Here is a 25,491-nt window from a genome sequence, read left to right as displayed (position 1 = left end):
ATTATTCCTTTATTTTAAACCCTTTTATCATATAAATTCTCGCTATCTTTATACGCCATTAAAATAGCTAATAAATCTCTTTCATCTTTGATATTTTGAATATCAAGTTTGCTTAAAATATCTTCCATACTTTCACGAGTATTAGAGCCTTTTACTTCTATGGCTTCGAATGGTTTTTCTTTAGTTTGTTCTTCATCTATTTCTTTTGCTTTGTTTCTTTTAGTTTCTATCTTTTCTTTAATCTCTAAATATTTTTGCTTAAAATCATCTACATTTAGGTTATCATCTGCAAAAAGCTCCATAATCTCATCGGCGTAATCTTTAGGTATTTTAAAAAATCTACCACTTAAATCAAGCCCATCAATACTATTATCTTTTAAAAATTGAACTAAATCTTTTACTTCATCAGCACTTGCGTTGCCTTGATATGCCTTTTGATAAATACTATTGGTTTTAATGCCGAATGCTACTTGAGCCTTTAGCTTAAACTCGCTAAGCCTTGCATCATCGCCTTTTTGATATTTAAATACTTCTTCATTGCTTGGTAATTGCTCGTTTGGGTCTTTTCCGTAAGTAATTATTCCTTTTAGCATTTCGTTTTCTAAGGCTTCATAAATCTTACTGCCTTTTTCATAAGCTCCTATTTTACTAAGCACAGCATTTGGATCGTATGTGCCCCATTCATCTTGTGGGGCGTCTTTTAAAATATTTGCGATTTGTTCTTTTATATTATCTTTAGGAGTTTGAGTGGTTGGAATTTGATTTTTAATATTTGTTTGATAATTTATATAATTGTTATTTGTTATTTGCATTTTAAACCCCCGTTATTTTTCTATATCGGTAGGTTTAAAAAAATATTAATAGATATTTAATTTATATCTGAACTCTTTTATAAAAATCCTTAGCATTAGCCCTAAAATCATTTGAATAATTATTGTTTAATAAAGCATCTACTGCTAAACTCTGACTTAACTCTCTTACCTTTTCTTTTAATTTTTTCTCATCTTCAAACTTATCTAAATAATCTTGGATTTTTTCCTTGCTAAGTCCCGTTAATAATTCTAGCTTTGAAATATCTATGCCTTCATTTGGATTAAGCTTACTTAGTGCATCTTCTATAATCATTCTTTCTTTATATTCATCTTTAATCTTAGTTGCCCCACTATCGCTTACCTTAAGCCCTTGTGTGCCACCTAGAAAACTTACAAATAATCCTGTATTAGAAATCTCACCATCTTTTATATAAGGACTTAAATCAAAATTAAGCTTTCTGCTATTATTTACGCTTAAATCATAATCAAACTTAAAGCCTATTTGTAAAGCATTTTCCTTATTCTCATAATACTTATTGCCAACATTTGCGTGTGAATAATCAAATGTATAACCATTATTGATTTTAAGTCCAACCAAATCAACATAATTTGGCATATTAGCAATATCATCTTTGCTAAACTCGGCTACATTTCCTACAATTTGCTCGTATAATCTAAACTGGTGTTTGATAGTGTCTGCGTAATCAATATTTTCATAAATATTATTAAAAATACCAACTTGTGGCATAGTCATTAGGTTATTTTGCCTTGAGATTTCTTTTAGTGTGCTTGAATGGATTTTAAAATCATTTGGCAAGCCTGCAGCTTTGTTAAAATCAGCTCCTAAAAAGCCACTACTATCAACGCTATAACCAAACTCGGTAGCATTGTAAATCTTAGCTTTTGTTAAATCTCCTTGCCAAGATATATTAGAATTTAGCTTAGTTAAATCGTGAGTATTATCAAATACCTTAAATCTTGAATTATTAAACCTATCTATAAAGATATTTGAAGCGTCTATTATGTCTTTATCTAGCGAATACTTAGCTTGAGTTTCTAGCTTAGGATTTACTCTTGCAAATTCGCTTGCAAAAATAGATGAAAATGATACACCTGCAGCCTTTTGAGCTTTTTGAAGTTTGGCTTCATCAAAAATTGAAATACTTTCTATTCTCATTTGCTCTCCTTTAAATATTTATTTAAAAAAGCAAAAATCATTCCTTAATATTTTGTTACTTTTTTACACAACTTATAAAAAATATAAGTATTTTTATTATTTTATTTAATATTTATAATTAAGATTAGCTTTAAAAAATTAAAAAGGATTATAAATGATACAGATGCGTTAGCGTCTAGCTAAACTTTCTAGCTAGACGCAAAAATGAATAAAAAGCAAGCGTGGGCTAGAAAGAAAATGTAAAAACATTTTCTTTAATTGTTGTGCGGTAAGCACCTTAAAAATTAAAGGAAAACAAATGAAAAAATTATTAATATTTTTATGTTTATTAAGCTTAAATGCTGATGAAAAATTAATCAAAATCGGAGTAACTCCATATCCAACTGCTATGATTTTAGAAAATGTAAAAGACTTGGTTGAAAATCAAGGATACAAACTAGAAATCATAGAATTTGATAATTACATAGTCCCAAATTATGCTCTAAATGATAAAGAATTAGATGCGAATTTTACTCAAATTAGACAATTTTTAGAAAGCTTTAACGAAGAAAGAGGGACAAATCTAGTTAGTGCAGGAAAAATATTTCTAGGTCCAATGGCAGCGTATTCAAATACTATTAAAGATATTAAAGATTTGCCTAAAAATGCCTTAGTTTATATACCAAGCGACCCTATTAATGGTGCTAGAGCTTTAGATTTACTAGCCTTAAATAATATAATAAGCTTTAATGAAGATGCAAAATCTAGCACAAAATCAGTATTAGATATTAAAGATAATCCATTAAAACTTACAATAAAAGAAATAGAAGCTCCACAACTAACAAGAACACTTAATGAATGTGATTTGGCGATAATTAATACAAATTATGCCCTACTAGCAGGACTAAATCCTATTAAGGATTCTATATTGCACGAAAGTAGTGATAGTGATTATGCTAGCGTTTTAGCTGTTAGAGCCAATGATTTAAATAGCCCTAAAACTAAAGCTTTGCTTAAGGCTATGAGAAGTGAAAAAATGAGAGAGTTTTTAAATACTAAGTTTAAAGATATATTAATTCCAAGTTTTTAAGGAGAATTTATGCTAAAAGCAAACAATCTTTCTAAAATATCATTTAAAAATCTTTATATTGAGCAAAAGAATTTGAGTGATTTTAAGAGTAAGGACGCAAGTGAGTGGGATAAAAAAGCTCAAAGTTTTAATGATTACGCAAAACACGAAGCTTATGTGAGAGAATTTTTAAAGCAAGTTGATTTTAGTGGGTGTGATAGTTTGCTTGATTTTGCTTGTGGGAGTGCTTTTTTAGCTAAGCACTCTTTAATAAACAATATTACTTTATGTGATTTTTCTCCTAAAATGCTTGAGTTTGCTAAGATAAATTGCCCTAATGCAAGGATAATTCAAGGCTCTTATGATGATTTAGATGGTAGTTGGGATTTGGTTTTTGCTAGTAGGTGTTTAGATGTTAATGACCTAGCAAAAGCATTGCAAATTCTTTTAAACTGCACGAAAAAAAGGCTATATTTTACATATAAAATCGATAGTTCTTACATACACGAAAAAATCATAAATGCCCTTGATTTAGACATAATTGCAACGCCTAATTATATTTACGCTGCAAATATTTTAAATGAGCTTGGGTATTTTTTCACTTTAAATAAAATCACTATAAAAAATCAAAATTATTATAAAACTTATGAAGATTTACAAAAAAGCGTTGAGTTTTCTTACAAAAAACTAAATGATATTCAAATTGAAAAACTAAAAAATCTATATGAAAACGATAAAGATTTAATCAAACAAGAATTAAGCTGGGCTTTATTTTGCGTAGAAAAATAAGCCCCATATTAAAGGGGCTTAATATTATTTAAACTCTATTGTAAAGGTATTTTTAGTATTTGAAAGATATTCAAATCCTGCTTTAGGAACAAATTTTATAGTATCTTTTGTGTATGAAGAATTTGAAATATTATGAAAACTATTATTAATAAATTGAGTGCTGTTATAGGTTGGTATAAAGTCAATTTTAGACAATAAATCATCTAAAATAATATTATCTTTAATAAAACTTAATTTCCCATCTACCTCATCATAATACCCAAAATCATAATCTTTTTTAAATTCTAAAGCTTGATTAGTAGTATTAATATCTTTAAACATTAAGCCTGTATAAGCTATATCATAAACATTATTATAAGTTATATTAAACTCATCTTTACCATCTACATAGACACTGATTGTAACCTTTTGTAAAGGTCTTGGCTTGTCCTTTTTGAAAGTAAATTGCGTAGTATTTTTATAACTTGCCTCATCTTGCAAGTATTCGTTTAGATTAGATAATCTTGTATTTTCTCCTAAATTATTAAAAGCCAATTTAAATGCTTGATTTAAATCGTTTTTGCTAATATGTAAGGTTTTTAAATTGCCTTCATTTACTACTAAACCATTTAAATTGCCTACATCTATCATTAAATTTATATCATTTTTAAATTTTGTTGGAACAAATTTGTTATTAGAATTTGAACTTAACAAATAAAGATTATAAACCAAGCCCGCATTATCTCCTAGCATAAGTTTATCATAAGCTATATTTTTAATACCTATTGAATTGTCTTGATTAAGTTTGCATTTTTGCATATCTTTTTTGCAAGTTATATATTCGTTTTTAATAGCTTTTGTTTGTGATAAAAACTCAATATTTAAGGCTTTTTTAATAGGTATAAAACAAGAAATTTTTCCATTTTTTAAAGTATTTGCACTATCTAAATCAAATTCATCTTGAATACAAATATCTAATTCTTGGTCGTGTTTTGTAAAATTAGTTTCTGCTAATTCTATTAAACCATCAGTAGCTAAAGGAAAATTAATATTTAAATCAAACTTGCCATTATTTATAAAAGCTACTCCATATTTTTCTTTGTTTCTTACACGATTGTCATTAGCAAAAATTGTAATTTTATTATTTTCATTATTTAATAAGGCAAATTTTTTAGTAGTATTATCATAACTAATCACCAAATTAGCTATTCCAATTGCTAGATTTGAATAATTTTTCAATTCTCTTGATACAAAACTATTTAAAGTATTTTGAAATGCTTCTTGATTTAACGATGAAATGCCTAAACTAAATTCTTTAGGTCTAATAGCAAAATCATTGCTAGCAAAAGTATAGTTATAATTATCATTTATCATTTGTTCGCATACTAATTCATTGTTTTGATTAGTTTTTTCAAAATACTGATTATATTTAATACTTGTTTGTTTGATTGCTTGATTTGTCTTTATCCTAAGGATTAATTCATCATTTAATAAATACTTACCAGCACACGCACCTTCAGTGATTTTATCTATTTTAGAATTTGCATTATAGACATTAAGAATTTCAAAATTAGAATTAGGCAAAAAGTCAATATAAACTCTACTAATATTTGAATATTTATTGCTAAGCCCTATGAAATATTCTTCATTTTCTAGCATAGTATTTACTAATTTTGCCTTTTTTGCATTAGAGTTTTTAGCATTATTTATAATTACTTTTTCATTATTATTAGTATATAAAGTATATATATTTTGATAATCATTTACTAAAGGAATGCCAACAGAACCTTTGATTATACTTTTACCACTTTCTTGAAATATAGGTCTTTCAAAACCCCTAATTCTTTCTGTGATTTCAATATTTTTTTGATTAATTAAACAATTGCCTAAATTAAAAACTAATTCTTTAGTATTTTCTACTAGATTTAATTGGCATTTTGATTGTTTGCTACCACTCATATAATATTTAGCGTCAGCTTCTCTTTTTAATAAAGCTTTATTTCTATCCTTTAAATAGATTTTTTCATTTTTAATTTCTAAATTACTAGCGTCTGGATAAAAACTTAATTTAATTTCGCCTTTAGCTATCGCATTTAAAGCTCTTAAATTAATACTAAATTTAACTTCTTCTCCTGCGAATGTTGATTCATATATACCCTTTCTAACAAGAGAGCTTTTATGAATACTATAATTTGTAATCAAATCACTTGAATAATACTTACTATTTTGATGAGAATATTTAAAATTACTAGACCTAATTACATTCTTACCTAAATTACTTGTATCATAAGCAAAAATATCAAAAATATAGCACTTACCTTCGTTTTGTCTAGGTAAAGGATATGATGAGTATTCATTATATGCAGCTCTTAAATTCTTTAAAAATGCCTTTTCCTTAAAAATATCACTATAAAAAATATGAGAATTTTTAGCTTGCATATTTCTTATTTGCTTAAATCTGTCTTCCCAATCGCTAGTCATATTAACACTTGGATTTGCTATTATGTAGTTATAAAAGTCGTTAATTAATTTATTATCTTCATTATTTGTAGTTTTTATAGGACTTTGGTCAATTAGATAATAAACAGCATCATTTAAAGTCTTTTTATATTCTATTTTAATTCTACCAGTAGTATCCACTGAATACAATTTATAAAGCTCTTCTATATATGTTTTAATATTATTTTTATTTTCTACTATAAATGAAAAACTATCTTGATTAGAATTAATTAAGCTCTTATAAGAATTATCATCAGCACTTGATGAATAAAATTCTAATGTATTTGGATTTGCTTTAGCATTGATTATATCTAAATACCCCCCCCCGTTGAGCTTTTTATCATTATTTAAACAATAAATTATTTTATTATTCTCTGCCTTTATTCCTAAGCTAGAACATAGTTTTAAATAATTGCCTAAAAACTCATTATAACCATTAACATTGCCTAAAGATGGGTTTAATAAACAATCATTTATTTGTTTAGAATAATTTTTGTCTTGAATAGTATATACGATACCGAATTTTAATTCATCTGCAAAAATTAACAAATTAAATAAAAGTAATATAATAATTTTCAAATAAAACTCCAAAAATATATAAAATTCCGTTAGTTTAGCATAAATTTTTTGTAAATTATATAGCATAAAATAATAAAATTTATTTAGATAAATTAGTGGTAAATAAATTTAGGAGTAAAATAATCTTTTATCAAAAAGGATAGATTATGAATAAAAATACCTTGATTTTAAGTTTTATTATTGCTTCAAGATTTTTTGGGCTTTTTATTGTTTTACCTGTGATTAGCTTGTATTCGCATAAGTTAAACGGAGCTAATGATGTATTGGCTGGACTTATTGTTGGAATTTACGCAATTTTTCAAATGATTTTTAGTGTGCCTTTTGGAGCATTAAGTGATAAAATCGGTCGTAAAAAAACTATGCTTATGGGATTAATAATCTTTATAATAGGTTGTTTAATTTGTGCAAGTGCAAGTGATATTTATACAATGCTTGTTGGTAGGGTTTTACAAGGTATGGGAGCAATTGGCGGGGTTGCTACTGCTATGATTGCTGATTTAACTAGCGAAAAAGATAGAGCAAAAGCAATGGCGTTAATGGGTGGAGCTATTGGACTTAGCTTTGTTGTAGCTATTATTTTGGGTTCTGTTATTGCTAGTTTTTTAGGGCTTGGGGCTTTATTTTATATAAGTGCGATTTTAAGCGTTTTGTGTATTGTATTATTAGCCTTTTTACCTAAAGAAAAAGAAATTATAAAACAAGAAAAAATCCCTTTTAAAGAAGCATTCATAAGTGCTAATTTAAACAAACTTTATCTAACTTGCTTTTTACAAAAAATGCTAAGCTCAAGCACCTTTATGCTAATTCCTTTAGCTTATGTAAATATATTTCATAAAAATAGTGATAATTTATGGATTATTTATAGCGTGGCTATGTTTTTTGGATTTTTGGCTATGGGAGTTGGTGGAGTTGTTGGCGAGTCAAAAGGCAAAAGTAAGACTATATTATTAAGCGGAGTTTCATTATTTTTCCTATCATATTTGATATTTTTAAGCTCTAGTTATTATTTATTTTTCTTAGCTGTTATTTTATATTTTATTGCATTTTGTCTACACGAGCCTATTATGCAAAGCTCAATTTCTAAGATTTGCAAAGCTAGACAAAAAGGTTTAGTATTAGGATTTTCAAATTCTTGCGGATATTTTGGCTCGTTTTTAGGAGCATTTTTATGTGGGATTTTTATGCACGCTGATTTGGAAAATGAGTTTTTAATGCTGATTGCTTTTGTTTGTGCTATTTGGTTTTTTATCCTAAAAACTATGGATAATCCTAATGATTTTAAGACTTATAAATCTAATAAAGCTCCTTTAAAAGAAAGCGAATTTATTATAGATATTAATAAAAAAGATGATATTTATTTAATCAAATATAATTCTAAGAAACTAAGCGAAGAAGAATTACAAAAATTATTTTAATAGATTAAAAAAGGTATAAATTATTAATTTATTACCTTTTTTATATTTTCAAATTCTAATGATTTAACTCATAAACAATCTAAAATCAAGTTTTTCGTGAGCTAACATTCCTAAATCTAATTCATGATGAGTAGAAAACAAATGATATTTATTTAAATCATTTTCATCTAATAATTGCAAACTAAAAAATCCTTTTTCTATAAAACTTTTAGCAATTTGCATTGATTTATCAGCAGAGCGTTTAGCTAAATCTAAATTAATATGTAATAACTCGCTTGATTTTTTATAAGATAATGGTATAGCACGAGTTGCATTTTGAGTTAGTGTTTTTATACTTGAATATGCGTATTCAACAGCCATATTTTGCCCTAAAACACTAAAAGCAATAGCAGGATTGCAAAATTCATCATTCTCACAAGCCTTATAATACCAACTTGCATATTCATCGTGCATAAATTCTGTATTTTTTAAAGTAGCTCTTGCCATACTAATACCTGCAGCCTTGCATTCAGCACTAGCCATTGATGAATTAGCTACTTTTGCTAATTTTAATAAACTTAATTTTTTACCCTTTAAACCACAAGCAATAGCATAAATAGCACCATCGCTAGTAGCAAATACATCTAGCATATAACTTTCTAACCATTTTTGAAAGCTTGAAGCGTCTTTTACAACGCCCCAAGAAATATAGCTTTCCAAACCAAAACTATGCGAATAAGCACCATTTGCAAAGGCACTATCAAATAAAAACTGCCCTAACATTAGTGATGATGACTCGCGTGTTTTAAAGCATGACGCAAAACTTTTTGCGTTTTTTCATAGCTTACTTGATTTTCTTCTAGCCACTCAATTATTAAATAATCATCTTCAACTATCATAAAACCATCTTCAAAAACAGCAGGCATATGTCTATTGCCTATTGAATGAGCTACAAAACCCATTTGCATCATATCTTTTGGCTTAATCAAAATTACACTCTGTGGCAAACATTCTATTACAAAAACTCTCTTATCATCTTCGCCTAAAATATCGCCATTATGAAAATGACCATTATCTAGGCTTATGCCAATTTCTACTCCACTATCACTTGTTAAGCGAAGTATGTGTTTTAATCTATCATCAGGCGAAACTTTCACATTATCTATCATTTTGCCTTTAGTATCATAATCTTTTATATTGCCTAGTATGGTTTTTACTATCATTTTTTCTCCTAAAATAAATAATATCTTTGAGTTAGTGGTAATTCTGTAGCTGGTTCGCTATATGCAACTTCTCCATCAACCGTTACTACATAAGTTTGTGGGTCAACTTCAATTTTTGGAGTTGCGTTGTTTAATTTCATATCAGATTTTTTAGCACTAGCTGCACCTTGTATTGGTAATACTTGTTTTTTAATTCCGTATTCTTTAGCAACATTTGCATCTACTGCCATTTTGCACATAAAACTATAGCAAGTTTCGTGTAATGCAACACCTAAAGCACCAAACATTTTTCTATGCATTACTGGTTGTGGAGTTGGAATTGATGCGTTGCTATCTCCCATTACTGAATGTAAGCAAAATCCACCTTTAATTATTAATTTAGGTTTAGTTCCAAATGATTTTGGATCCCATAATACTAAATCAGCGATTTTACCAACTTCAACACTACCTACATAAGTAGAAATTCCTGCTGCTATTGCTGGATTTATTGTATATTTTGCAATATATCTTTTAATACGCTCATTATCAGAATATTCACTATCATTACCTAATGCTCCACGCTGGATTTTCATCTTATGAGCTGTTTGCCAAGTTCTACTTACAACTTCACCAATTCTTCCCATAGCTTGAGAATCACTACTCATAATTGAGATTACACCCATATCGTGTAATACATCTTCAGCACCAATTGTTTCTTTTCTAATTCTACTATCAGCAAAAGCAACATCTTCTTTAACATTTTTGCTTAAGTGATGGCAAACCATTAACATATCTAAATGCTCTTCAATAGTATTAACCGTAAATGGCATTGTTGGGTTTGTTGAAGCTGGTAAAATATTTGGCTCGCCTGCTAATTTAATAATATCAGGAGCATGACCACCACCAGCACCTTCTGTATGGAATGTATGAATAGTTCTACCATTAATTGCTGCTTTTGTATCTTCTACGCAACCATATTCATTTAATGTATCTGTGTGAATACCTACTGATACATCAGCAATCTCTGCAGCTTTTAATGCGTTATCAATAGCACTTTTTGTAGTTCCCCAGTCTTCGTGAATTTTAAGTCCTGCTGCACCTGCACGAAGTTGTTCTAAATTCACTTCTACATTAGAACCATGACCTTTAGCATAAAGACCTATATTAATAGGTAAATCATCAGTGCCTTGAAGCATTCTTTTTATATTAAATATACCAGGGGTGCAAGTTGTAGCCTTAGAACCATCGTTTGGACCTGTTCCACCACCAAATAAAGTAGTAATACCATTGCTTAAAGCTTCATCAACTTGTTCAGGATTTATAAAATGTATATGAGTATCAATCCCACCTGCTGTAACTATAAGACCTTCTCCTGCAAGTGCTTCAGTGCCAACTCCAGTTACAAAGTCAATATCATCAGTAATATCAGGGTTTCCACCTTTACCAATTGCGTGGATTTTTCCATTTTTAATACCTATATCTGCTTTATAAATACCTGTATAATCAATTATAAGTGCATTTGTAATTACTAAATCAACTACATCTTTATCTAAAAATCTTGAGTTTTGACCCATACCATCACGAAGAGTTTTTCCACCACCGAATTTGCACTCTTCGCCATATTTTGTATAGTCTTTTTCAACTCTAGCAAAAAGATTTGTATCAGCTAATCTTATACTATCACCAGTAGTTGGTCCAAAATGAGATGCGTATTCTGCTCTAGTTATTTTAAACATTATTGCTCCTTATTTATCTAATTTACCATTGATTTTGCAATTTTGTCCCCAAACTTCACGACTACCTGCTAAATCAATTAACTTAACACTTTTTTTCATACCTGGTTCAAAACGAACTGCAGTTCCACTAATAATATCTAAACGCTTTCCACGAGCTTTTTCTCTATCAAATTCTAAAAGTTTATTTGTTTCATAAAAATGATAATGAGAACCTACTTGAACTGGTCTATCTCCTGTATTTACAACTTCAATTTCTATACTTTCACGACCTTCGTTGCAAACTATATCACCTTGTGCATAAATTATTTCACCTAATTTCATAATTCCTCCTTAGTTAATTGGATTATGGATAGTTACTAATTTGGTTCCATCTTTGAAAGTAGCTTCAATTTGAACTTCATTTACTATATCAGCAACACCTTCCATAACTTGGTCTTTGCGTAAAACATTTTTACCTTCGTTCATAAGGTCGCTTACGCTCTTACCTGCTCTTGCACCTTCCATTACATAATCACTTATAATAGCAATTGCTTCAGGGCAATTTAACTTAAGACCATTGTCTAAACGCTTTCTAGCAACTACTGCTGCATAGCTTAATAAGAGTTTTTCTTGCTCTTTTTTTGTTAATGTCATAATTTCTCCTTTACAAAATTAGTTTTATAAAATTATTATATTTTTATTGTCTTGCTAAGATTAACTTCATACCTCCTTTATGCAAAAAATTGCTTTTAATATCATTAATATATTTCATAGCTAAATCATTATCATCTGATGAAATTCTAATAATATTAGTATTATTAATAATACTTGAATGAGCTTTTAAATTCTCATTATGAATTGTTTTAAATTCCACATCGCCTTTTATAATCAATGTATAAAAATAGTTATGATTATAAAGAGAATTTAAACTACTATTAGAGTTATAATAAAATATATCATTAATACTTAATTTATTATTGATAAATATTCTTAAAGATAATTTTGCTTTAAATTGCGAATTTGCATAACCTAAAAATCCACCATCTAAATAAAATAATCTTGAATTATCATTCATAAAAATAGTAGTTTTGCTTGAAAAATTTGAATTCTGATAAAAAATATTAGCATCATTATGAAAAACTAAAATAGAATTATTATCAAGTTCTATATTTGTTTTTAAACTAGAAGTGCCTTTATATATTTTTTGATTTGATTGAGAACTTAAAGTAGCCTTAGAATTAAATAATTTAAAGCTTTGAGCGTAATTATCTTGATTTACAAAACCACCACCTAAAGTGCTAAGATAAGCAAAAAAATCTTCATTTTCGCTATCTTCTCCAAATCTAGTTGGAACTTGAATTAACCTTTGCATACCTTGTTGGTAATGCTCTTTTAAATGGTTATTTTCAAGTGTTATTTTTAATAAGCTCACTCTAAGCCTTTAAGAAGACAATTTTTCTCAATCCAATTAATAACATCAGACAAACCCTCATCTTTTTTAAGATTTGTAAAGAAAAAGTCTTTATTTTTTCTAAAATGTAAAGTATCGCTTTTCATAATATCAAGATTTGCACCAACATAAGGAGCTAAATCGGTTTTGTTAATTATAAATAAATCAGATTTAATCATTCCAGCACCTGCTTTGCGTGGGATTTTTTCACCTTGTGCCACATCAATTACATAAATACTAAAATTAACTAAATCAGGACTAAAAGTAGCAGCTAAATTATCCCCACCACTTTCTAAAAAAAGTAAATCTAAATTAAATTTCTTTTGTAATTCATTTAATGCAGCTTCATTCATTGAAGCATCTTCTCTAATCGCAGTGTGCGGACACCCACCAGTTTCTACACCTATAATTCTTTCTGGTGGTAAAACGCTGTTTTTCGCTAAAAATAAGGCATCTTCTTTTGTATAAATATCATTTGTTACAACACCTATTTCATAATCTTTACTCATAACTCTTACTAACCTTTCTATTAAAAGAGTTTTACCAGCTCCAACAGGACCACCTACACCTATAATGACAGGTTTTTTCATAACAATCCTTTAAAAAAAATTAATTGTGGCTTTTAGTTTAGTTTTATCAAGCTTAAAAATTGCTGAATTATTTAAAATTTAAAAAGTTTATATAATTTTATTATTAATTATTTATTTATAATAATTATATATTATTTAATTTTTATAAATAATTTTCATATTTTGTATAAATTTTGCATAAATTTAAATAAAAAAAAAAAAAAAACAATAAATTATTTATAAAGATTAAGATTATTTTAATTTTAATCAATCTACAATAGGAAAATGTATTTTTGTTTTACAAAAAGATAAAAATCATTTAAAAATAATTTTAAGGAGTAAATCATGAATAATGATTTAAGAGGAAATGCCACAGGTATGACCTATGTCATATTCTTAATCGGTATTTTATTTCTTTCTTTTACTGCACCTTGGCAAAAATTATCTAACTTTGACCCAGCTACAGGTGCTTTTATGCGTTGCTTGATAGGGACTATCTGCCTTATTCCTTTTGCAATTATGGAAGCTAAAAAAATCGGTAAGCTTACCAAAAAAGGCGTATGGCTATCTATTTTAGCTGGACTTGTATTAGGGATTGACTTTACTGCGTGGAATTATTCAATATTCTTTGTAGGTTCAGGAATTGCTTCAATTCTTTTAAATATTCAAGTAATTATGTTGCCAGCTTTAGCATTTATTACAGATAGAGAAAGAATTCCATTTAGCTATTATTTCATAGCACCTATAATGCTTGCTGGTGTTATTTTAGCTGGTGGTGCTTTAGAAAATGGTATAGTTGATCCAAATGGCCCTCAAGAAGTATTTGGTACTGGTATTATGGCAGTTGGAACAATTTGCGGTCTTACTTCAGGATTTTGCTATGGAATTTACTTATTCGCTAGCAGAAGAGCAGGAAGAATTGGAAACGGACAAGTTGTTCAACCTATCTTAATCTCAAGTGCTGCTCAACTTGTAGCTCCTGTTGTATGGGCGTTCTTAATCACAGGAAATGGTTTCATATTTGACCAAGGTGTTATGGTTGATACTGCTGCTGGTATTAAATCAATGCACTTACCACAAGCTGCTATAGAAAGCGTTACAAGTCCATTTGGTAATGTGGCTTTAGGTGATCCTATCACTGGAATGAACTGGTTATGGATGATAGTTTTAGGAACTGCAGGTCAAGCTGCTGCTTGGACATTTGCTCAACATGGTTCAGTTAAACTAAACCCTACTTTAGGTGCTGGATTATTAATCTTAAGTCCAATAGCTACTGTTGCTTTAATAGGACCTCTTATGTTTGGCGAAAGCTCATCATTATTACAAAAAGTTGGTGTTGTGATTGCACTTCTTGCTGTTGCTTACCAAAACGGCTTAATTACTGCTTTAATGAATAAAATTAGAGGCAAGTAAATATTTAATCTTCCTAAATTATTAGGAAGATTACTTACAATCTTTACTTATACTATTATCGTAACTACAAGCTATATTTATATAAGCTTTTTTATTGTCCCCGCTAAGCTCTTTTGCCTCATCTAAAAATAATTTTGCACTAAAATATTTTATAGCGTTATTATTTATTATTGTATTAATCTTGCAACCATCATTTAATAATTCACATTTTGTATAAGCATAATTTCCTAAAGCACAAACCATAGGCTCATCATCATTACAAGCTCTTGCATAATATTCATAAGCTTTTTTGAAATTCTTTTGCTCTAATGCTTTTTTAGCAATTTTAGTATCATTTGAATTTGAATTAGAACTAGCTGCATTTAAGGCTGATTTACCAACACTATAAATAACTTTAATAGGAATTGTAATTGCAAAAACAACAACAGAAGTTGCGACAGAAGCCACACCACTTATTAAAGAACTACATCCTAAAAATATAAATAATATAAAACTAAAAATTATTTTCATATTAATCCTTTAATAAAAAACGCTAATATTAGCAAATGAAAGTTTTAAAATCACCTTGTTTTGATAGTTTTGAAGTAAAGGGTTCTAAATTCTTATGCTATTTTGAACCACTTAATATTAACGAAAATGTTCGCACTAGACAAGAAGAATTAAGAGCCGAGCATTTTAAATGCGTTCATGTAGTCTATGCTAGTAGAGTATTAAATGAATTTGGGCAAATTGTAGAAAATCAAAGTGATGATGGAGAGCCTAAAGGAAGTAGTGGAGCACCTGCTCTTAATGTATTAAGGGGAGCTAATATTGTAAATGCAGCTTGTTATATAGTAAGATATTTTGGTGGAACATTATTAGGAGTTGGCGGGCTTGTAAGAGCATATTCAAACGCAGTTAATTTAGGAATTTCAAAAGCTAATGAGCTAAATCTACTTTCTAACTATATAAAAAAAGAATCATATTATATAGAACTTGAATATAGCCAAATAAATAAATTAAGTTATATTTTAGATAAACTAAATATCGTTTATTCTAAAGATTTTGGAGCAAATGTTGTATTTTATTTAGAACTTAGCACAGATGAATTAGAAGAATTAGAAAAAGAATTGATAGATTTAAGATTAATTTTAAATAAATTATAAGGATATAAAATGAAAAAATATATGATGATTGTTAGCCTATTATTTTTAAGTGCTTGTAAAAACGAAGATATACAAAAAAGTGTCAAAAATTGCTTAAACGAACTTTCAAATCAACCAAGTGAAGCTGTTTTTGATAAATGTTTTTATTATGAAAATGAATTTCAAAGACAATTAAGTATTAATTTTGAAAATGTATTACCTAAATTATTTAATAATTATGGTGGAATTGCAGAAATTAAAGTAGATATATTAAATAGTTCTAATAATAGTGCTGAAGTGCAAATTATTACTAAATTTAATAATGGTTTTGTTAAAAATGAAAAGAGAAAAATGGTAAAAATTGATAATTTATGGAAAATGTCAGCAGATATTATAAAATAAAAGGCTTGATAATCAAGCCTTTAAATTATTTTACACAACAACTTGTTGCACCTGTATTTTTTAGCATCCAAATTGATTTTTCATAACTAGCAATTTGCTCTTGAGCATAAGCTGCAGTAGTTGTATCTCCTGCTTCTTCAGCAAATTTATTTAACTTTTTAAACTCAGCTAATAAGTATTCATAATCAGCTAATATAAGTCCAACTAATTCAGTAGCTTCAAAGCAAGTTTTATCAGTTCTTGGAGCTTTTGAAGTTTCCATTAATTCTTTTGGGCAAACTATAGCTTTATGTCCTAATTGTAATAATCTTTCAGCACAATCATCAAACATTTCAGCCATTTTTTCATATGCTTCTTCAGTATATGAATGAAGTGCAAAGAATTGTAATCCTTTTACATTCCAATGGTAGTTATGAAACTTTAAAAATAATGCGTGTGCATCAGCTTGTAATTGTAATAATTGTTTTTCTAATGACATTCTGTCTCCTTTAATTGAATTTGTGTTGCATTATAACAAAAATAGATTAATTAATTTTTATTACTTAATAATTTTTATTATTTAAATTAAAAATATTTTTCATTTTCACTAGTATTATTTAACTATAAATTGATATTCTTAACAAATTTATAAAAAAAGGAGAAATATGAAAAAATCATTATTAGCACTTAGTGCAGTAGCTGTTATGTTTATTGGTTGTGGAAACAAAATCAGTGATGAGCAAGTTAAAAATTTTGAAACTTCATTAAATAATTCTATTAAAAACGAAATTGAAAAATTAAAAGTTCTAACTGCTATGTTTGAAATTCCATCTAATGTAAATATTAGTGATTACAAATGTGAAAATAAAGGTGATTATGCAGAATGTAAGAGCAAAGGTATTGATGTTATTATAAATAATCAAAAAGTTTTAAGTGTTGAAGAAATAAAAATTGAAACAAATGGATTTTATACTGGAGATAAAAAAGGAAGTGTTAGCATAAAAGAATTAGCAACTAATACTCCTAAAGAAAGTTTTTATAAAAGCGAAATAAAATCAATTAAACTAGGTGAAATAGCTGTAGGATTTGCTAGTATGTTGGCTATTTCTGATAATAAATTAGGAATACTTCCAGAACTAGCAAAAGATGAATATTCTATCAACACAATTACTAAAACAAAAGATGTGGCAAATAATGGAAATGTTAAGGTTGAATTTAAATTAATCGGCAAGCATAATAAAAACGAATTGGCTTTTGCAATAGATTTAGATGTATTAGATAAATTCTTTGAAATATGTGATAAATTAAATATTACTTATAATATTGATAATTATAAGATTGATAATGTAGATACACTTGATAAATACGATATGGATAATAAAGAATTTGCAGAATCTTTATTAATTAATGCAATTGAAAGCAAAATAAATATTAACAATAACTTAAAAGCTATCAAAGAATATGTAATGCAAAATATTGATAAAGTCCCTGAACAATTTAGACCAATTGTTGATAGTTTTTTTGCTAATACACCACACAAATTTGAGCAAAGTTTAAAAGTTAAAAACAAATATAATATGTTAAAAGCTATAGAAGAAAGTGAAAATCAATTACCTAAAGACTTTAACGATAATGTAGAAATAAAAATAAATGGTATGAATTTTACTCAAATAAAATAAAAAAATCCTATTTCAAATTCTAGAATTTGAAATAGGAATAAAACTTATTTTTTCTTACTTTCGTTAAATTTTAATAATTCTTTTTTAACTACTGGAGCTAATAAAAATAACGCTAAAACATTAGGTAATACCATTAAAGTATTACATAAATCAGAAATACTCCAAACCAAATCAAGCTTTAGCATAGCACCTATAAAAATACATAAAACAAACACTATTTTAAATATAGGTAAAGCTTTATTTGAGAATAAATATTGCACATTAATTTGAGCGAAATAATACCAGCCAATAATGGTTGTAAATGCAAAAAACACAAGACAAATTGCAAGTAATTTCACACCAATACTACCAAAAGCAATGCTAAATGCCGAAGTAGTTAGCTCAATACCGCTAAGACTTAAATCAGCTCCGCTAAGTAAGATTATAAGAGCAGTTGCTGTGCAAATAAATGCTGTATCAATAAATACTGCAAGCATTGCCACAAAACCTTGAGAAACAGAGTTTTTAGTAGTTGCACTTGCGTGTGCGTGTGGTGTGCTTCCCATACCTGCTTCGTTTGCAAAAAGTCCCCTTGCAACCCCATATCTAATAGCTTCTTTAATACCAATTCCAACAGCTCCACCAGCTACTGCTTCAAGTCCAAAAGCTTGTTTAAAAATCATAGAAAATACATTGCCTATATTTTCGTGAAATGCTATTAAAATATAAACTGCAACCAAAACATAAAATATAGCCATAAAAGGCACTACAAGTTCAGCAAATCTAGCAATCCTTTTAACCCCACCAATCACCACAAATCCTGCGATAATTGCAGTAATTGCTCCTGTGATTTTCAAATCCACTCCAAAAGCTTGATGAATTGCACCTGAAATAGAATTGCTTTGTGTCATTTGACCCGCACAACCAAGTGCAACAATAATTGCAATAGCAAAAAATCCAGCGAGTAAATTGCAAGTATTAGCACCTAATTTTTTCTTAAGACCAAGTTTTATATAAAACGCAGGACCTCCGATATAATGTCCGTGCTGCCATACTTTGTAGCGTTGTGCTAAAACACCTTCAGCTAAAATTGTAGCCATACCCAAAAATGCACTAGCCCACATCCAAAATATAGCTCCTGCTCCACCTAAATTAATAGCAGTTGCAACGCCTATGATATTACCTGTTCCAACTTGTGCTGAAATTGAAATCATCATAGCTTGTAGGGCTGTTATTCCGGAATTTTTTTTCTTACCTTTTTTGAATAAATCTCCAAAACTTGCACTCAAGCCTTCTTTAAAATAGCGAAATTGCGGAAGACCTAGATAAATAGTGAAAATAAGACCTATTCCAACTAAGGCAAATACAAGAACATAAGCAACTAAAACTCCATTAATTTGCTCAATAAATTGATGAAAATCCATATGAAAACCTTGTTATAAATTAAAAAGTTTTAAGTCTAACAAAAAAAGTAAAAATTTTGCTTAAATTAATATTCTTTTGCAATCTAATTTAATAAATTTAAGCAATAAATACTACTAATTATAAAATATTAATAAAATAGCGTTATTAAAATAAATAAAATAATTAAATTGTGTTTTCATTAATTTAAAAATAAATTGTAAAAACATTATTTAAAAAATTCTTTAAATACGCCAATATCTTGGCAAAATAAACATTAATTCAAATTCCTTAAAAATATAAATATTAAAATATAGCTTTTATATAGGCTATAAAATCAATTTTATCAATATAATTTATTTGTAGTATAAATAAAATATTTTAAATTAAATAATTTTTTAATTAATAAGCAATAAAAATGAGTAGCTAAGCTAGAACATTATTAAAAACTCTAAAATACTTATAATATATGCAAATTAGATTTTAAATTGCAAACCTAATTCTACTACAACCTTTCAAATTATAAAAAATAAATTCAAATACAAATTAAGTAAAGATTAAGAATGGGGGGGGGTATTATACTGATTTTAAATAAAGGATTTTCATGTGCAATATATCAAAAAAGATTTATGACAAAATCACAACAGATGGCTTATATACTTATAACAAAACGGATTTATATGATTATATTATATATCTACTAGATAAAGAAAAAAGATTGTTAGATAAATCAAACGATGAGCTATCAAGACTTTTGAAGATAAGCCCTAGCAAAGTAAGTGCCTTAAGAGCAAACATAAGCGTAAAGTTTATGAACGATAGTGAGTATGAAAGCTTATTTATAGACTTTTTATCTCAAATCTCAAATAGTAAAAATATAAAAGAAGATGAAACTCACTATATATTTACCATAGAAGATAAAGCTATAAGAAACTTCATAGAAGCAAAACTAAAAAAGCAATGTGATAATACAGCTGATTATACGCTAAACAAAGAAAAAATAAAAATCTTAAAAAGTGATTTTATAACACTTTTACAAAAGGTGAGCGATGATGATTTAAACACACAAAAACTAATCAAACAGCTAGAAGCTAAAAATTCTTTAGATAAAGCTTTAGGCGTTATAGCTGAACTAATCCCAGCCTTTAAAAAGGCTAAAAATATTTATGAAATTATAGAAAATCATTAAGGAGATTTAAATGAAATTAAACAAACTATTAGTATATATAGCAATAATGCTTATGACTAGCACAGCAGCGATGGCAAACAAAGCACCGTTTAAATTGCAAAGCTATAACCTTAACTACTCAAACAACAAAACACTCAGAATAACCTTTTTGGACAATGTAACCCTATGGAAAATTAGACTCAATAGGAGTAATTGTGAGATTGAAGATGGTTACTATGGAAGTCAAGCACTTTATCAACACAATATGGCTCTTAACTTAGATAGACTAAAAAAAAGGATATAAAGTAGTCGCAAAATGGATGCTTCCAGGTATGCTCACTCGTGAATATTTTGAATTTCGATTAAATAAAACCCAAAGAACAATTCTTCAAGTATTTAATCAAATTACAGGGGTTTGGGAAGACACAGCTGATTTTCACAAAAGATTTGGCGATGTGATAGACCTTTCAACTAATTGTCATGATATATTAGAAATAGAACTAACCACGGATAAAACAACTTGGACAATTTCTAAGAATTAACCACATTGATGACAAATATGCAAACAAACGAAATTTAGTTTTAGCTTACTAAATTTCGTTTGTTTGACACCCCCACCCCCCCCCCACACATACAACCCACAATAAACCAAATTAATCTCAAATAAATATAACCATTCAAACATAAAAAGCTTTCAAACACCGCTAAACAAACAAAATTAATAAACTAAAAATCAAAGCAAAGCCCAAAAAAATAATAAAATTAAAAACAAGATAGAACTTAAGCTTATAACAAACCAAAAACAAACTCTCAATAAAGCCTAAAATCTTTTCAAAGGTGGCTAATAACGCCTAATCAACTTTTAAAACTTTTTCAAAGGCAATTGGTTTTCAAAGCATTTTTAAAAATAGACAAACTTAAAAAACCCAACCTAAACGCCAAATACCCCACCTCATTTATAGTTCTAGTCTAACTAGCTTTTACAAAGCTAAACAAATGAAATTAACAAGCTAAGACAAACTCTGTGTGGTTTATTTTATGATAAACTTCGTTAGACCAACTAGATTATAGTTTAATATATGGGGTGACTACATCACTTTGGGACACTTTTTAAAGCTAATTTTCATTTGTTTGATAAAATTTTAATTCAATAATAATTTAATGTTAAATAAGCATAAATAAGCTACAAAGCAATTGTTTTACAGTTACTTTATGATACATTTATCTTATAGATGTTTTAAACAACTTTAAAACAATTCAACTATATAAAACCATTAAGTTATTAAAGTGGCTACAAAGCAATTATAGTTATAAAATAATTATAGTTATAAATTGATTTAATTTTAAATAATAAGTAGTAGTTTAAATAGCAATAACAACAGTTATAAAGCAATTATAAATATATTTAATTATGATTATACTATTCCAATTACTATTAGTAGCTATATAACACAATATTTATAAAGCAATAACGGTAACAATAATTTATAAAGTAATAACAAATATATTCAATTACGATTGATAGTTAAAAATAATTAGTAGTAATAAAGTTAAAAGTTAGTAGTAGTTTAAATAACAAGTCCGCAACGAGCTACTTTCCCCATGCCAGTAAGGCGTAGTATCATCACCCACAATGTGCTTAGCTTCTTGGTTCGGGATGGGACAAGGCGTTACCACATTTGTATAATCACGGACATTGTTATTTAAATCTATTAGTATTTAATAAACTTAAATAACAATGTTAAAAGCAAGTAATTTAAACTCTTAAACTTACTAAAGTAATAAACCTTAGCAAGGAAGTAATGCTTATTTAAAGTAAGCGGACGGTCTATTAGTATTGGTCAGCTAAATGGCTTTCACCACTTACACACCCAACCTATCAAGCAGCTAGTCTTGCTGCGACCTTAAGAGAAGATTCATCTTAGAGTTGGCTTCGAGCTTAGATGCTTTCAGCTCTTATCACATCCGAACTTAGCTACGCTGCGATGCTCTTGGCAGAACAACAGCTACACCAGTGGTTCGTTCAACCCGGTCCTCTCGTACTAGGGTCAAATCTCTTCAATCTTCTTACGCCCACGGCAGATAGGGACCGAACTGTCTCACGACGTTCTGAACCCAGCTCGCGTACCGCTTTAAATGGCGAACAGCCATACCCTTGGGACCTGCTCCAGCCCCAGGATGCGATGAGCCGACATCGAGGTGCCAAACCTCCCCGTCGATGTGAGCTCTTGGGGGAGATCAGCCTGTTATCCCCGGGGTACCTTTTATCCTTTGAGCGATGGCCCTTCCACACAGAACCACCGGATCACTAAGACCGACTTTCGTCTCTGCTTGACGTGTTTGTCTTGCAGTTAAGCTGGTTTATGCCTTTATACTCTACAAACGATTTCCAACCGTTTTGAACCAACCTTTGTAAGCCTCCGTTATTTTTTGGGAGGCGACCGCCCCAGTCAAACTACCCACCAGACATTGTCCTACGTGAGGATAACTCACGCTAGTTAGCTACCCGAATAAGAAAGAGTGGTATCTCAACGATGGCTCATTATAAACTGGCGTCTATAACTCAAAGCCTCCCACCTATCCTGCACATTCTTATCCAAGTAGCAGTGTCAAGCTGTAGTAAAGGTCCACGGGGTCTTTCCGTCTTGCCGCGGGTAGGAGGAATTTTCACCTCCACTACAATTTCACTGGATCCCTCTTTGAGACAGCTCCCATCTCGTTACGCCATTCATGCAGGTCGGTATTTAACCGACAAGGAATTTCGCTACCTTAGGACCGTTATAGTTACGGCCGCCGTTTACTCGGGCTTCGATCAAGAGCTTCGCATTGCTGCTGACCCCATCAATTAACCTTCGAGCACCGGGCAGGCGTCACACCCTATACATCCACTTACGTGTTAGCAGAGTGCTGTGTTTTTGGTAAACAGTCGGGAGGGACTCTTTGTTGTAAGTTTCCTTGCCTTCGGAGTAAATCCTAATACAAGGCTAACCACACCTTATACCGAAGATACGGTGCTATTTTGCAGAGTTCCTTAAAGAGAGTTCTTCCACGCGCCTTAGAATACTCATCCCACCCACCTGTGTCGGTTTACGGTACGGGCAACATTATCTAAACTTAGAAACTTTTCTTGGCTCGACGGCATCAGCAATTCTTCCTTCCATCCGAAGACTTCAGAAAGCCTTTCAGTTCTCGGTCTAATGTTATACGGATTTGCCTGTATAACAACCTACTACCTTAGACTAGCACTTCCATCCGCTAGCTTGCTTAGCCCTAAGCGTCCTTCCATCGCACAATAATGTTGGTATTGGAATATTAACCAATTTTCCATCGCATACCCCTTTCGGACTTTGCTTAGGACCCGACTAACCCTACGATGACGAGCATCGCGTAGGAAACCTTGGGTTTACGGCGTTAATGATTCTCACATTAATTATCGCTACTCATGCCTGCATGCTCACTTCTATACGCTCCAACGCTCCTTACCGGTACATCTTCAACGCCTATAGAACGCTCTCCTACCACCCAAGCTAGGCTTGGGTCTACAGCTTCGGTACTTATTTTAGCCCCGTTATATTTTCCGCGCAAAATCACTAGACCAGTGAGCTATTACGCTTTCTTTAAAGGATGGCTGCTTCTAAGCCAACCTCCTGGTTGTTAAAGTAACTTCACATCGTTTTCCACTCAAATAAGATTTAGGGACCTTAGCTGGTAGTCTGGGTTGTTCCCCTCTCGACGACGGATTTTATCACTCGCCGCCTGACTGCTGTGATTACACTATAAGTATTCGGAGTTTGATAGGGTTTGGTACATTGGTGTATGCCCTAGCCCATTCAGTGCTCTACCCCTTATAGCTACTACACAACGCTATACCTAAATATATTTCGGAGAGAACCAGCTATCACGAAGTTTGATTGGCCTTTCACCCCTATCCACAAGTCATCCGGAGCCGTTTCAATGGCCGTCGGTTGGGTCCTCCACTAGTTCTTACACTAGCTTCAACCTGCTCATGGATAGATCACTTCGTTTCGGGTCTGCAGCATCTGACTTATCGCCCTATTAAGACTCGCTTTCGCTACGGCTTCACGTTAGCTTAACCTTGCCAGACACCACAACTCGCAGGCTCATTATGCAAAAGGCAGTCCATCACCCTGTATTGCTACATAGGGCTCTGAATGATTGTAAGCAAATGGTTTCAGGTTCTATTTCACTCTGATCACCTCAGTTCTTTTCACCTTTCCCTCACGGTACTTGTACACTATCGGTCAGACATTAGTATTTAGGGTTGGATCGTGGTCGACCCAGCTTCAGACAAGATTTCACGTGTCTCGCCCTACTCAGGATACTGCTAAGTAAAGTAAAGATTTTATGTACGGGAGTATCACCCTCTACGCTCAAGCTTTCCAACTTGTTCTACTATCTTTGCTTAGTCTTTGTTGCAGTCCTACAACCCCACTAGTAAACTAGTGGTTTGCCCTCTTACGCTTTCGCTCGCCGCTACTAGCGTAATCTCTATTGATTTCTTTTCCTGTTGGTACTAAGATGTTTCAATTCCCAACGTTCGCTCCATATATGGTAATACATATCTCTATGTATTGGGTTGCCCCATTCGGAAATCTACGAATTAATGCCCCTTGACGGCTCCTCGTAGCTTATCGCAGTCTAGTACGTCCTTCATCGCCTTTGTCTGCCAAGGCATCCACCATTTGCTCTTATTAGCTTACCTTTGTTAATAATGTTATTAATATTTTTACAATTAATAGTATTAATTGAAATATATTTGCATGCATTATTGTTATTGTTTTTAGTATTACTAAAACGCATTACTTCCTTGCTAAAGTTTTTATGTAATTATTAATCTTAATCTTCAAGACGGAAAGCGTCTAAGCTGTGATGCTTAAAAACTTTTTCTTATATATACTTAATATATGTAATAAGAAAGAGATTAAGTATAACTACCTTTAACAAGCTTATGAAATTGTTTTATATTACTTGCTTGTGACTCTTAACATTGATAAATAAAATAACACTAGGTTAGAAACTATATATAACATAGAATTAAATTAAATAAAACCTAGAAAGAACATTTAGCTTAAATGCTCTGTTTAAGTTTTGATTTGTGAAATAAAGCTCGTA

General features: G+C 30.0%; 23 protein-coding genes and 2 rRNA genes. 10 read left to right on the top strand and 15 right to left on the bottom strand.

Annotated elements, in window-relative coordinates; genetic code table 11:
* Positions 1-14 precede the first annotated feature (14 nt).
* Together AVBRAN_RS01490 and AVBRAN_RS01485 are read right to left on the bottom strand one after the other, a co-directional pair.
* Entirely contained in the window at positions 15-812 is a 798-nt protein-coding gene (locus AVBRAN_RS01490; protein ID WP_239803354.1) for a hypothetical protein, read from the bottom strand.
* Positions 813-873: 61 nt separating this feature from the next.
* Complete coding sequence (locus AVBRAN_RS01485) at positions 874-1,989, bottom strand: hypothetical protein (protein WP_239803353.1); 1,116 nt, start codon at positions 1,987-1,989, stop codon at positions 874-876.
* A 298-nt stretch (positions 1,990-2,287) separates the two neighbouring features.
* Here AVBRAN_RS01485 and AVBRAN_RS01480 point away from each other — a divergent pair, with 298 nt between their 5' ends.
* Together AVBRAN_RS01480 and AVBRAN_RS01475 are read left to right on the top strand one after the other, a co-directional pair.
* Entirely contained in the window at positions 2,288-3,058 is a 771-nt protein-coding gene (locus AVBRAN_RS01480) for a MetQ/NlpA family ABC transporter substrate-binding protein (protein WP_214119677.1), read from the top strand.
* 9 nt (positions 3,059-3,067) lie between these two features.
* A complete protein-coding gene (locus AVBRAN_RS01475; protein WP_214150138.1) occupies positions 3,068-3,826 on the top strand; it encodes a class I SAM-dependent methyltransferase in 759 nt (252 codons plus the stop codon).
* A 24-nt stretch (positions 3,827-3,850) separates the two neighbouring features.
* Here AVBRAN_RS01475 and AVBRAN_RS01470 read toward each other — a convergent pair whose 3' ends face one another.
* A complete protein-coding gene (locus AVBRAN_RS01470) occupies positions 3,851-6,883 on the bottom strand; it encodes a hypothetical protein (protein WP_239803352.1) in 3,033 nt (1,010 codons plus the stop codon).
* A 146-nt stretch (positions 6,884-7,029) separates the two neighbouring features.
* On the opposite strand from AVBRAN_RS01470, the gene AVBRAN_RS01465 reads away from it, so the two are divergent.
* Positions 7,030-8,298: an MFS transporter gene (locus AVBRAN_RS01465; RefSeq protein WP_239803351.1), complete on the top strand. Its 1,269-nt coding sequence runs from the start codon at positions 7,030-7,032 to the stop codon at positions 8,296-8,298.
* 63 nt (positions 8,299-8,361) lie between these two features.
* Here AVBRAN_RS01465 and AVBRAN_RS01460 read toward each other — a convergent pair whose 3' ends face one another.
* From AVBRAN_RS01460 to ureG, 7 genes are read right to left on the bottom strand one after another with little or no spacing between them, the layout of a single operon-like run.
* On the bottom strand, positions 8,362-9,060 hold the full coding sequence (locus AVBRAN_RS01460; protein ID WP_214118754.1) for an urease accessory UreF family protein: 699 nt from the start codon (positions 9,058-9,060) through the stop codon (positions 8,362-8,364).
* Positions 9,060-9,500, bottom strand: coding sequence for an urease accessory protein UreE (locus tag AVBRAN_RS01455; protein ID WP_239803350.1), 441 nt, complete (start codon positions 9,498-9,500; stop codon positions 9,060-9,062). The genes AVBRAN_RS01460 and AVBRAN_RS01455 overlap by 1 nt, the downstream gene beginning before the upstream one ends.
* 8 nt (positions 9,501-9,508) lie before the next feature.
* Positions 9,509-11,215 carry an urease subunit alpha gene (ureC, locus tag AVBRAN_RS01450; RefSeq protein WP_214118758.1) on the bottom strand — a complete coding sequence of 569 codons (1,707 nt, stop codon included), beginning with the start codon at positions 11,213-11,215 and terminating at the stop codon, positions 9,509-9,511.
* Between the two features lie 9 nt (positions 11,216-11,224).
* Positions 11,225-11,536, bottom strand: coding sequence for an urease subunit beta (gene ureB / locus AVBRAN_RS01445; RefSeq protein WP_214118760.1), 312 nt, complete (start codon positions 11,534-11,536; stop codon positions 11,225-11,227).
* A 9-nt stretch (positions 11,537-11,545) separates the two neighbouring features.
* Positions 11,546-11,848: an urease subunit gamma gene (locus AVBRAN_RS01440; protein ID WP_214118762.1), complete on the bottom strand. Its 303-nt coding sequence runs from the start codon at positions 11,846-11,848 to the stop codon at positions 11,546-11,548.
* 43 nt (positions 11,849-11,891) lie between these two features.
* Positions 11,892-12,566: an urease accessory protein UreD gene (locus AVBRAN_RS01435; RefSeq protein WP_239803349.1), complete on the bottom strand. Its 675-nt coding sequence runs from the start codon at positions 12,564-12,566 to the stop codon at positions 11,892-11,894.
* A 56-nt stretch (positions 12,567-12,622) separates the two neighbouring features.
* Positions 12,623-13,234 (bottom strand): urease accessory protein UreG, encoded by a 612-nt coding sequence (gene ureG, locus AVBRAN_RS01430; RefSeq protein WP_214118767.1) that lies wholly within the window; start codon positions 13,232-13,234, stop codon positions 12,623-12,625.
* Positions 13,235-13,558: 324 nt separating this feature from the next.
* Here ureG and AVBRAN_RS01425 point away from each other — a divergent pair, with 324 nt between their 5' ends.
* Positions 13,559-14,626: a DMT family transporter gene (locus AVBRAN_RS01425; RefSeq protein WP_214119672.1), complete on the top strand. Its 1,068-nt coding sequence runs from the start codon at positions 13,559-13,561 to the stop codon at positions 14,624-14,626.
* A 30-nt stretch (positions 14,627-14,656) separates the two neighbouring features.
* Here the strand turns inward: AVBRAN_RS01425 and AVBRAN_RS01420 are convergent, their stop codons facing one another.
* On the bottom strand, positions 14,657-15,136 hold the full coding sequence (locus AVBRAN_RS01420) for a hypothetical protein (RefSeq protein WP_214150566.1): 480 nt from the start codon (positions 15,134-15,136) through the stop codon (positions 14,657-14,659).
* Between the two features lie 35 nt (positions 15,137-15,171).
* Between AVBRAN_RS01420 and AVBRAN_RS01415 the strand changes: the two genes are divergently transcribed.
* Both AVBRAN_RS01415 and AVBRAN_RS01410 read left to right on the top strand, forming a co-directional pair.
* On the top strand, positions 15,172-15,771 hold the full coding sequence (locus AVBRAN_RS01415) for a YigZ family protein (protein WP_239803348.1): 600 nt from the start codon (positions 15,172-15,174) through the stop codon (positions 15,769-15,771).
* A gap of 9 nt (positions 15,772-15,780) precedes the next feature.
* Complete coding sequence (locus tag AVBRAN_RS01410) at positions 15,781-16,152, top strand: DUF4878 domain-containing protein (RefSeq protein WP_214118775.1); 372 nt, start codon at positions 15,781-15,783, stop codon at positions 16,150-16,152.
* A 25-nt stretch (positions 16,153-16,177) separates the two neighbouring features.
* On the opposite strand, the gene AVBRAN_RS01405 is transcribed toward AVBRAN_RS01410, so the two are convergent.
* Positions 16,178-16,630 carry a Dps family protein gene (locus AVBRAN_RS01405; RefSeq protein ID WP_214118777.1) on the bottom strand — a complete coding sequence of 151 codons (453 nt, stop codon included), beginning with the start codon at positions 16,628-16,630 and terminating at the stop codon, positions 16,178-16,180.
* Positions 16,631-16,796: 166 nt separating this feature from the next.
* Here AVBRAN_RS01405 and AVBRAN_RS01400 point away from each other — a divergent pair, with 166 nt between their 5' ends.
* Positions 16,797-17,810 carry a hypothetical protein gene (locus tag AVBRAN_RS01400; RefSeq protein ID WP_239803347.1) on the top strand — a complete coding sequence of 338 codons (1,014 nt, stop codon included), beginning with the start codon at positions 16,797-16,799 and terminating at the stop codon, positions 17,808-17,810.
* Between the two features lie 44 nt (positions 17,811-17,854).
* On the opposite strand, the gene AVBRAN_RS01395 is transcribed toward AVBRAN_RS01400, so the two are convergent.
* Positions 17,855-19,213, bottom strand: coding sequence for a sodium:alanine symporter family protein (locus tag AVBRAN_RS01395; RefSeq protein WP_239803346.1), 1,359 nt, complete (start codon positions 19,211-19,213; stop codon positions 17,855-17,857).
* A 581-nt stretch (positions 19,214-19,794) separates the two neighbouring features.
* On the opposite strand from AVBRAN_RS01395, the gene AVBRAN_RS01390 reads away from it, so the two are divergent.
* Genes AVBRAN_RS01390 through AVBRAN_RS01380 form a run of 3 tightly spaced genes read left to right on the top strand, consistent with a single transcriptional unit; the run spans position 19,795 to position 20,900 of the window.
* Positions 19,795-20,379, top strand: a complete 585-nt coding sequence (locus tag AVBRAN_RS01390; protein WP_239803345.1) for a hypothetical protein — start codon at positions 19,795-19,797, stop codon at positions 20,377-20,379.
* A 10-nt stretch (positions 20,380-20,389) separates the two neighbouring features.
* Positions 20,390-20,662, top strand: a complete 273-nt coding sequence (locus AVBRAN_RS01385) for a hypothetical protein (protein WP_239803344.1) — start codon at positions 20,390-20,392, stop codon at positions 20,660-20,662.
* A gap of 28 nt (positions 20,663-20,690) precedes the next feature.
* The gene (locus AVBRAN_RS01380) at positions 20,691-20,900 is read left to right on the top strand and encodes a hypothetical protein (protein WP_239803343.1); all 210 of its coding nucleotides are present in this window, start codon (positions 20,691-20,693) and stop codon (positions 20,898-20,900) included.
* Positions 20,901-21,936: 1,036 nt separating this feature from the next.
* Here the strand turns inward: AVBRAN_RS01380 and rrf are convergent.
* Both rrf and AVBRAN_RS01370 read right to left on the bottom strand, forming a co-directional pair.
* Positions 21,937-22,053 (bottom strand): 5S ribosomal RNA (gene rrf, locus AVBRAN_RS01375).
* A gap of 116 nt (positions 22,054-22,169) precedes the next feature.
* A 23S ribosomal RNA gene (locus AVBRAN_RS01370) occupies positions 22,170-25,081 on the bottom strand.
* Between the last annotated feature and the right edge of the window lie 410 nt (positions 25,082-25,491).

It is taken from the genome of Campylobacter sp. RM12651, from assembly GCF_022369475.1.
Lineage (GTDB): Bacteria > Campylobacterota > Campylobacteria > Campylobacterales > Campylobacteraceae > Campylobacter_E.
The sequence above is the reverse complement of the archived record's forward strand: the minus strand, read 5'-3'. Positions and strand labels throughout refer to the sequence as shown.

Bases quoted from the DNA above. Each gene is read 5' to 3' on its own strand.
- AVBRAN_RS01385 (WP_239803344.1), top strand. From the start codon at position 20,390: ATGAAATTAAACAAACTATTAGTATATATAGCAATAATGCTTATGACT.
- AVBRAN_RS01455 (WP_239803350.1), bottom strand. From the start codon at position 9,500: ATGATAGTAAAAACCATACTAGGCAATATAAAAGATTATGATACTAAA.
- AVBRAN_RS01380 (WP_239803343.1), top strand. From the start codon at position 20,691: ATGCTCACTCGTGAATATTTTGAATTTCGATTAAATAAAACCCAAAGA.
- AVBRAN_RS01460 (WP_214118754.1), bottom strand. From the start codon at position 9,060: ATGTTAGGGCAGTTTTTATTTGATAGTGCCTTTGCAAATGGTGCTTAT.
- AVBRAN_RS01400 (WP_239803347.1), top strand. From the start codon at position 16,797: ATGAAAAAATCATTATTAGCACTTAGTGCAGTAGCTGTTATGTTTATT.
- AVBRAN_RS01440 (WP_214118762.1), bottom strand. From the start codon at position 11,848: ATGACATTAACAAAAAAAGAGCAAGAAAAACTCTTATTAAGCTATGCA.
- AVBRAN_RS01435 (WP_239803349.1), bottom strand. From the start codon at position 12,566: ATGCAAAGGTTAATTCAAGTTCCAACTAGATTTGGAGAAGATAGCGAA.
- AVBRAN_RS01475 (WP_214150138.1), top strand. From the start codon at position 3,068: ATGCTAAAAGCAAACAATCTTTCTAAAATATCATTTAAAAATCTTTAT.
- AVBRAN_RS01405 (WP_214118777.1), bottom strand. From the start codon at position 16,630: ATGTCATTAGAAAAACAATTATTACAATTACAAGCTGATGCACACGCA.
- AVBRAN_RS01415 (WP_239803348.1), top strand. From the start codon at position 15,172: ATGAAAGTTTTAAAATCACCTTGTTTTGATAGTTTTGAAGTAAAGGGT.
- AVBRAN_RS01390 (WP_239803345.1), top strand. From the start codon at position 19,795: ATGTGCAATATATCAAAAAAGATTTATGACAAAATCACAACAGATGGC.
- AVBRAN_RS01395 (WP_239803346.1), bottom strand. From the start codon at position 19,213: ATGGATTTTCATCAATTTATTGAGCAAATTAATGGAGTTTTAGTTGCT.
- ureC (WP_214118758.1), bottom strand. From the start codon at position 11,215: ATGTTTAAAATAACTAGAGCAGAATACGCATCTCATTTTGGACCAACT.
- AVBRAN_RS01425 (WP_214119672.1), top strand. From the start codon at position 13,559: ATGAATAATGATTTAAGAGGAAATGCCACAGGTATGACCTATGTCATA.
- AVBRAN_RS01490 (WP_239803354.1), bottom strand. From the start codon at position 812: ATGCAAATAACAAATAACAATTATATAAATTATCAAACAAATATTAAA.
- AVBRAN_RS01420 (WP_214150566.1), bottom strand. From the start codon at position 15,136: ATGAAAATAATTTTTAGTTTTATATTATTTATATTTTTAGGATGTAGT.
- ureB (WP_214118760.1), bottom strand. From the start codon at position 11,536: ATGAAATTAGGTGAAATAATTTATGCACAAGGTGATATAGTTTGCAAC.
- AVBRAN_RS01410 (WP_214118775.1), top strand. From the start codon at position 15,781: ATGAAAAAATATATGATGATTGTTAGCCTATTATTTTTAAGTGCTTGT.
- AVBRAN_RS01465 (WP_239803351.1), top strand. From the start codon at position 7,030: ATGAATAAAAATACCTTGATTTTAAGTTTTATTATTGCTTCAAGATTT.
- AVBRAN_RS01485 (WP_239803353.1), bottom strand. From the start codon at position 1,989: ATGAGAATAGAAAGTATTTCAATTTTTGATGAAGCCAAACTTCAAAAA.
- AVBRAN_RS01480 (WP_214119677.1), top strand. From the start codon at position 2,288: ATGAAAAAATTATTAATATTTTTATGTTTATTAAGCTTAAATGCTGAT.
- ureG (WP_214118767.1), bottom strand. From the start codon at position 13,234: ATGAAAAAACCTGTCATTATAGGTGTAGGTGGTCCTGTTGGAGCTGGT.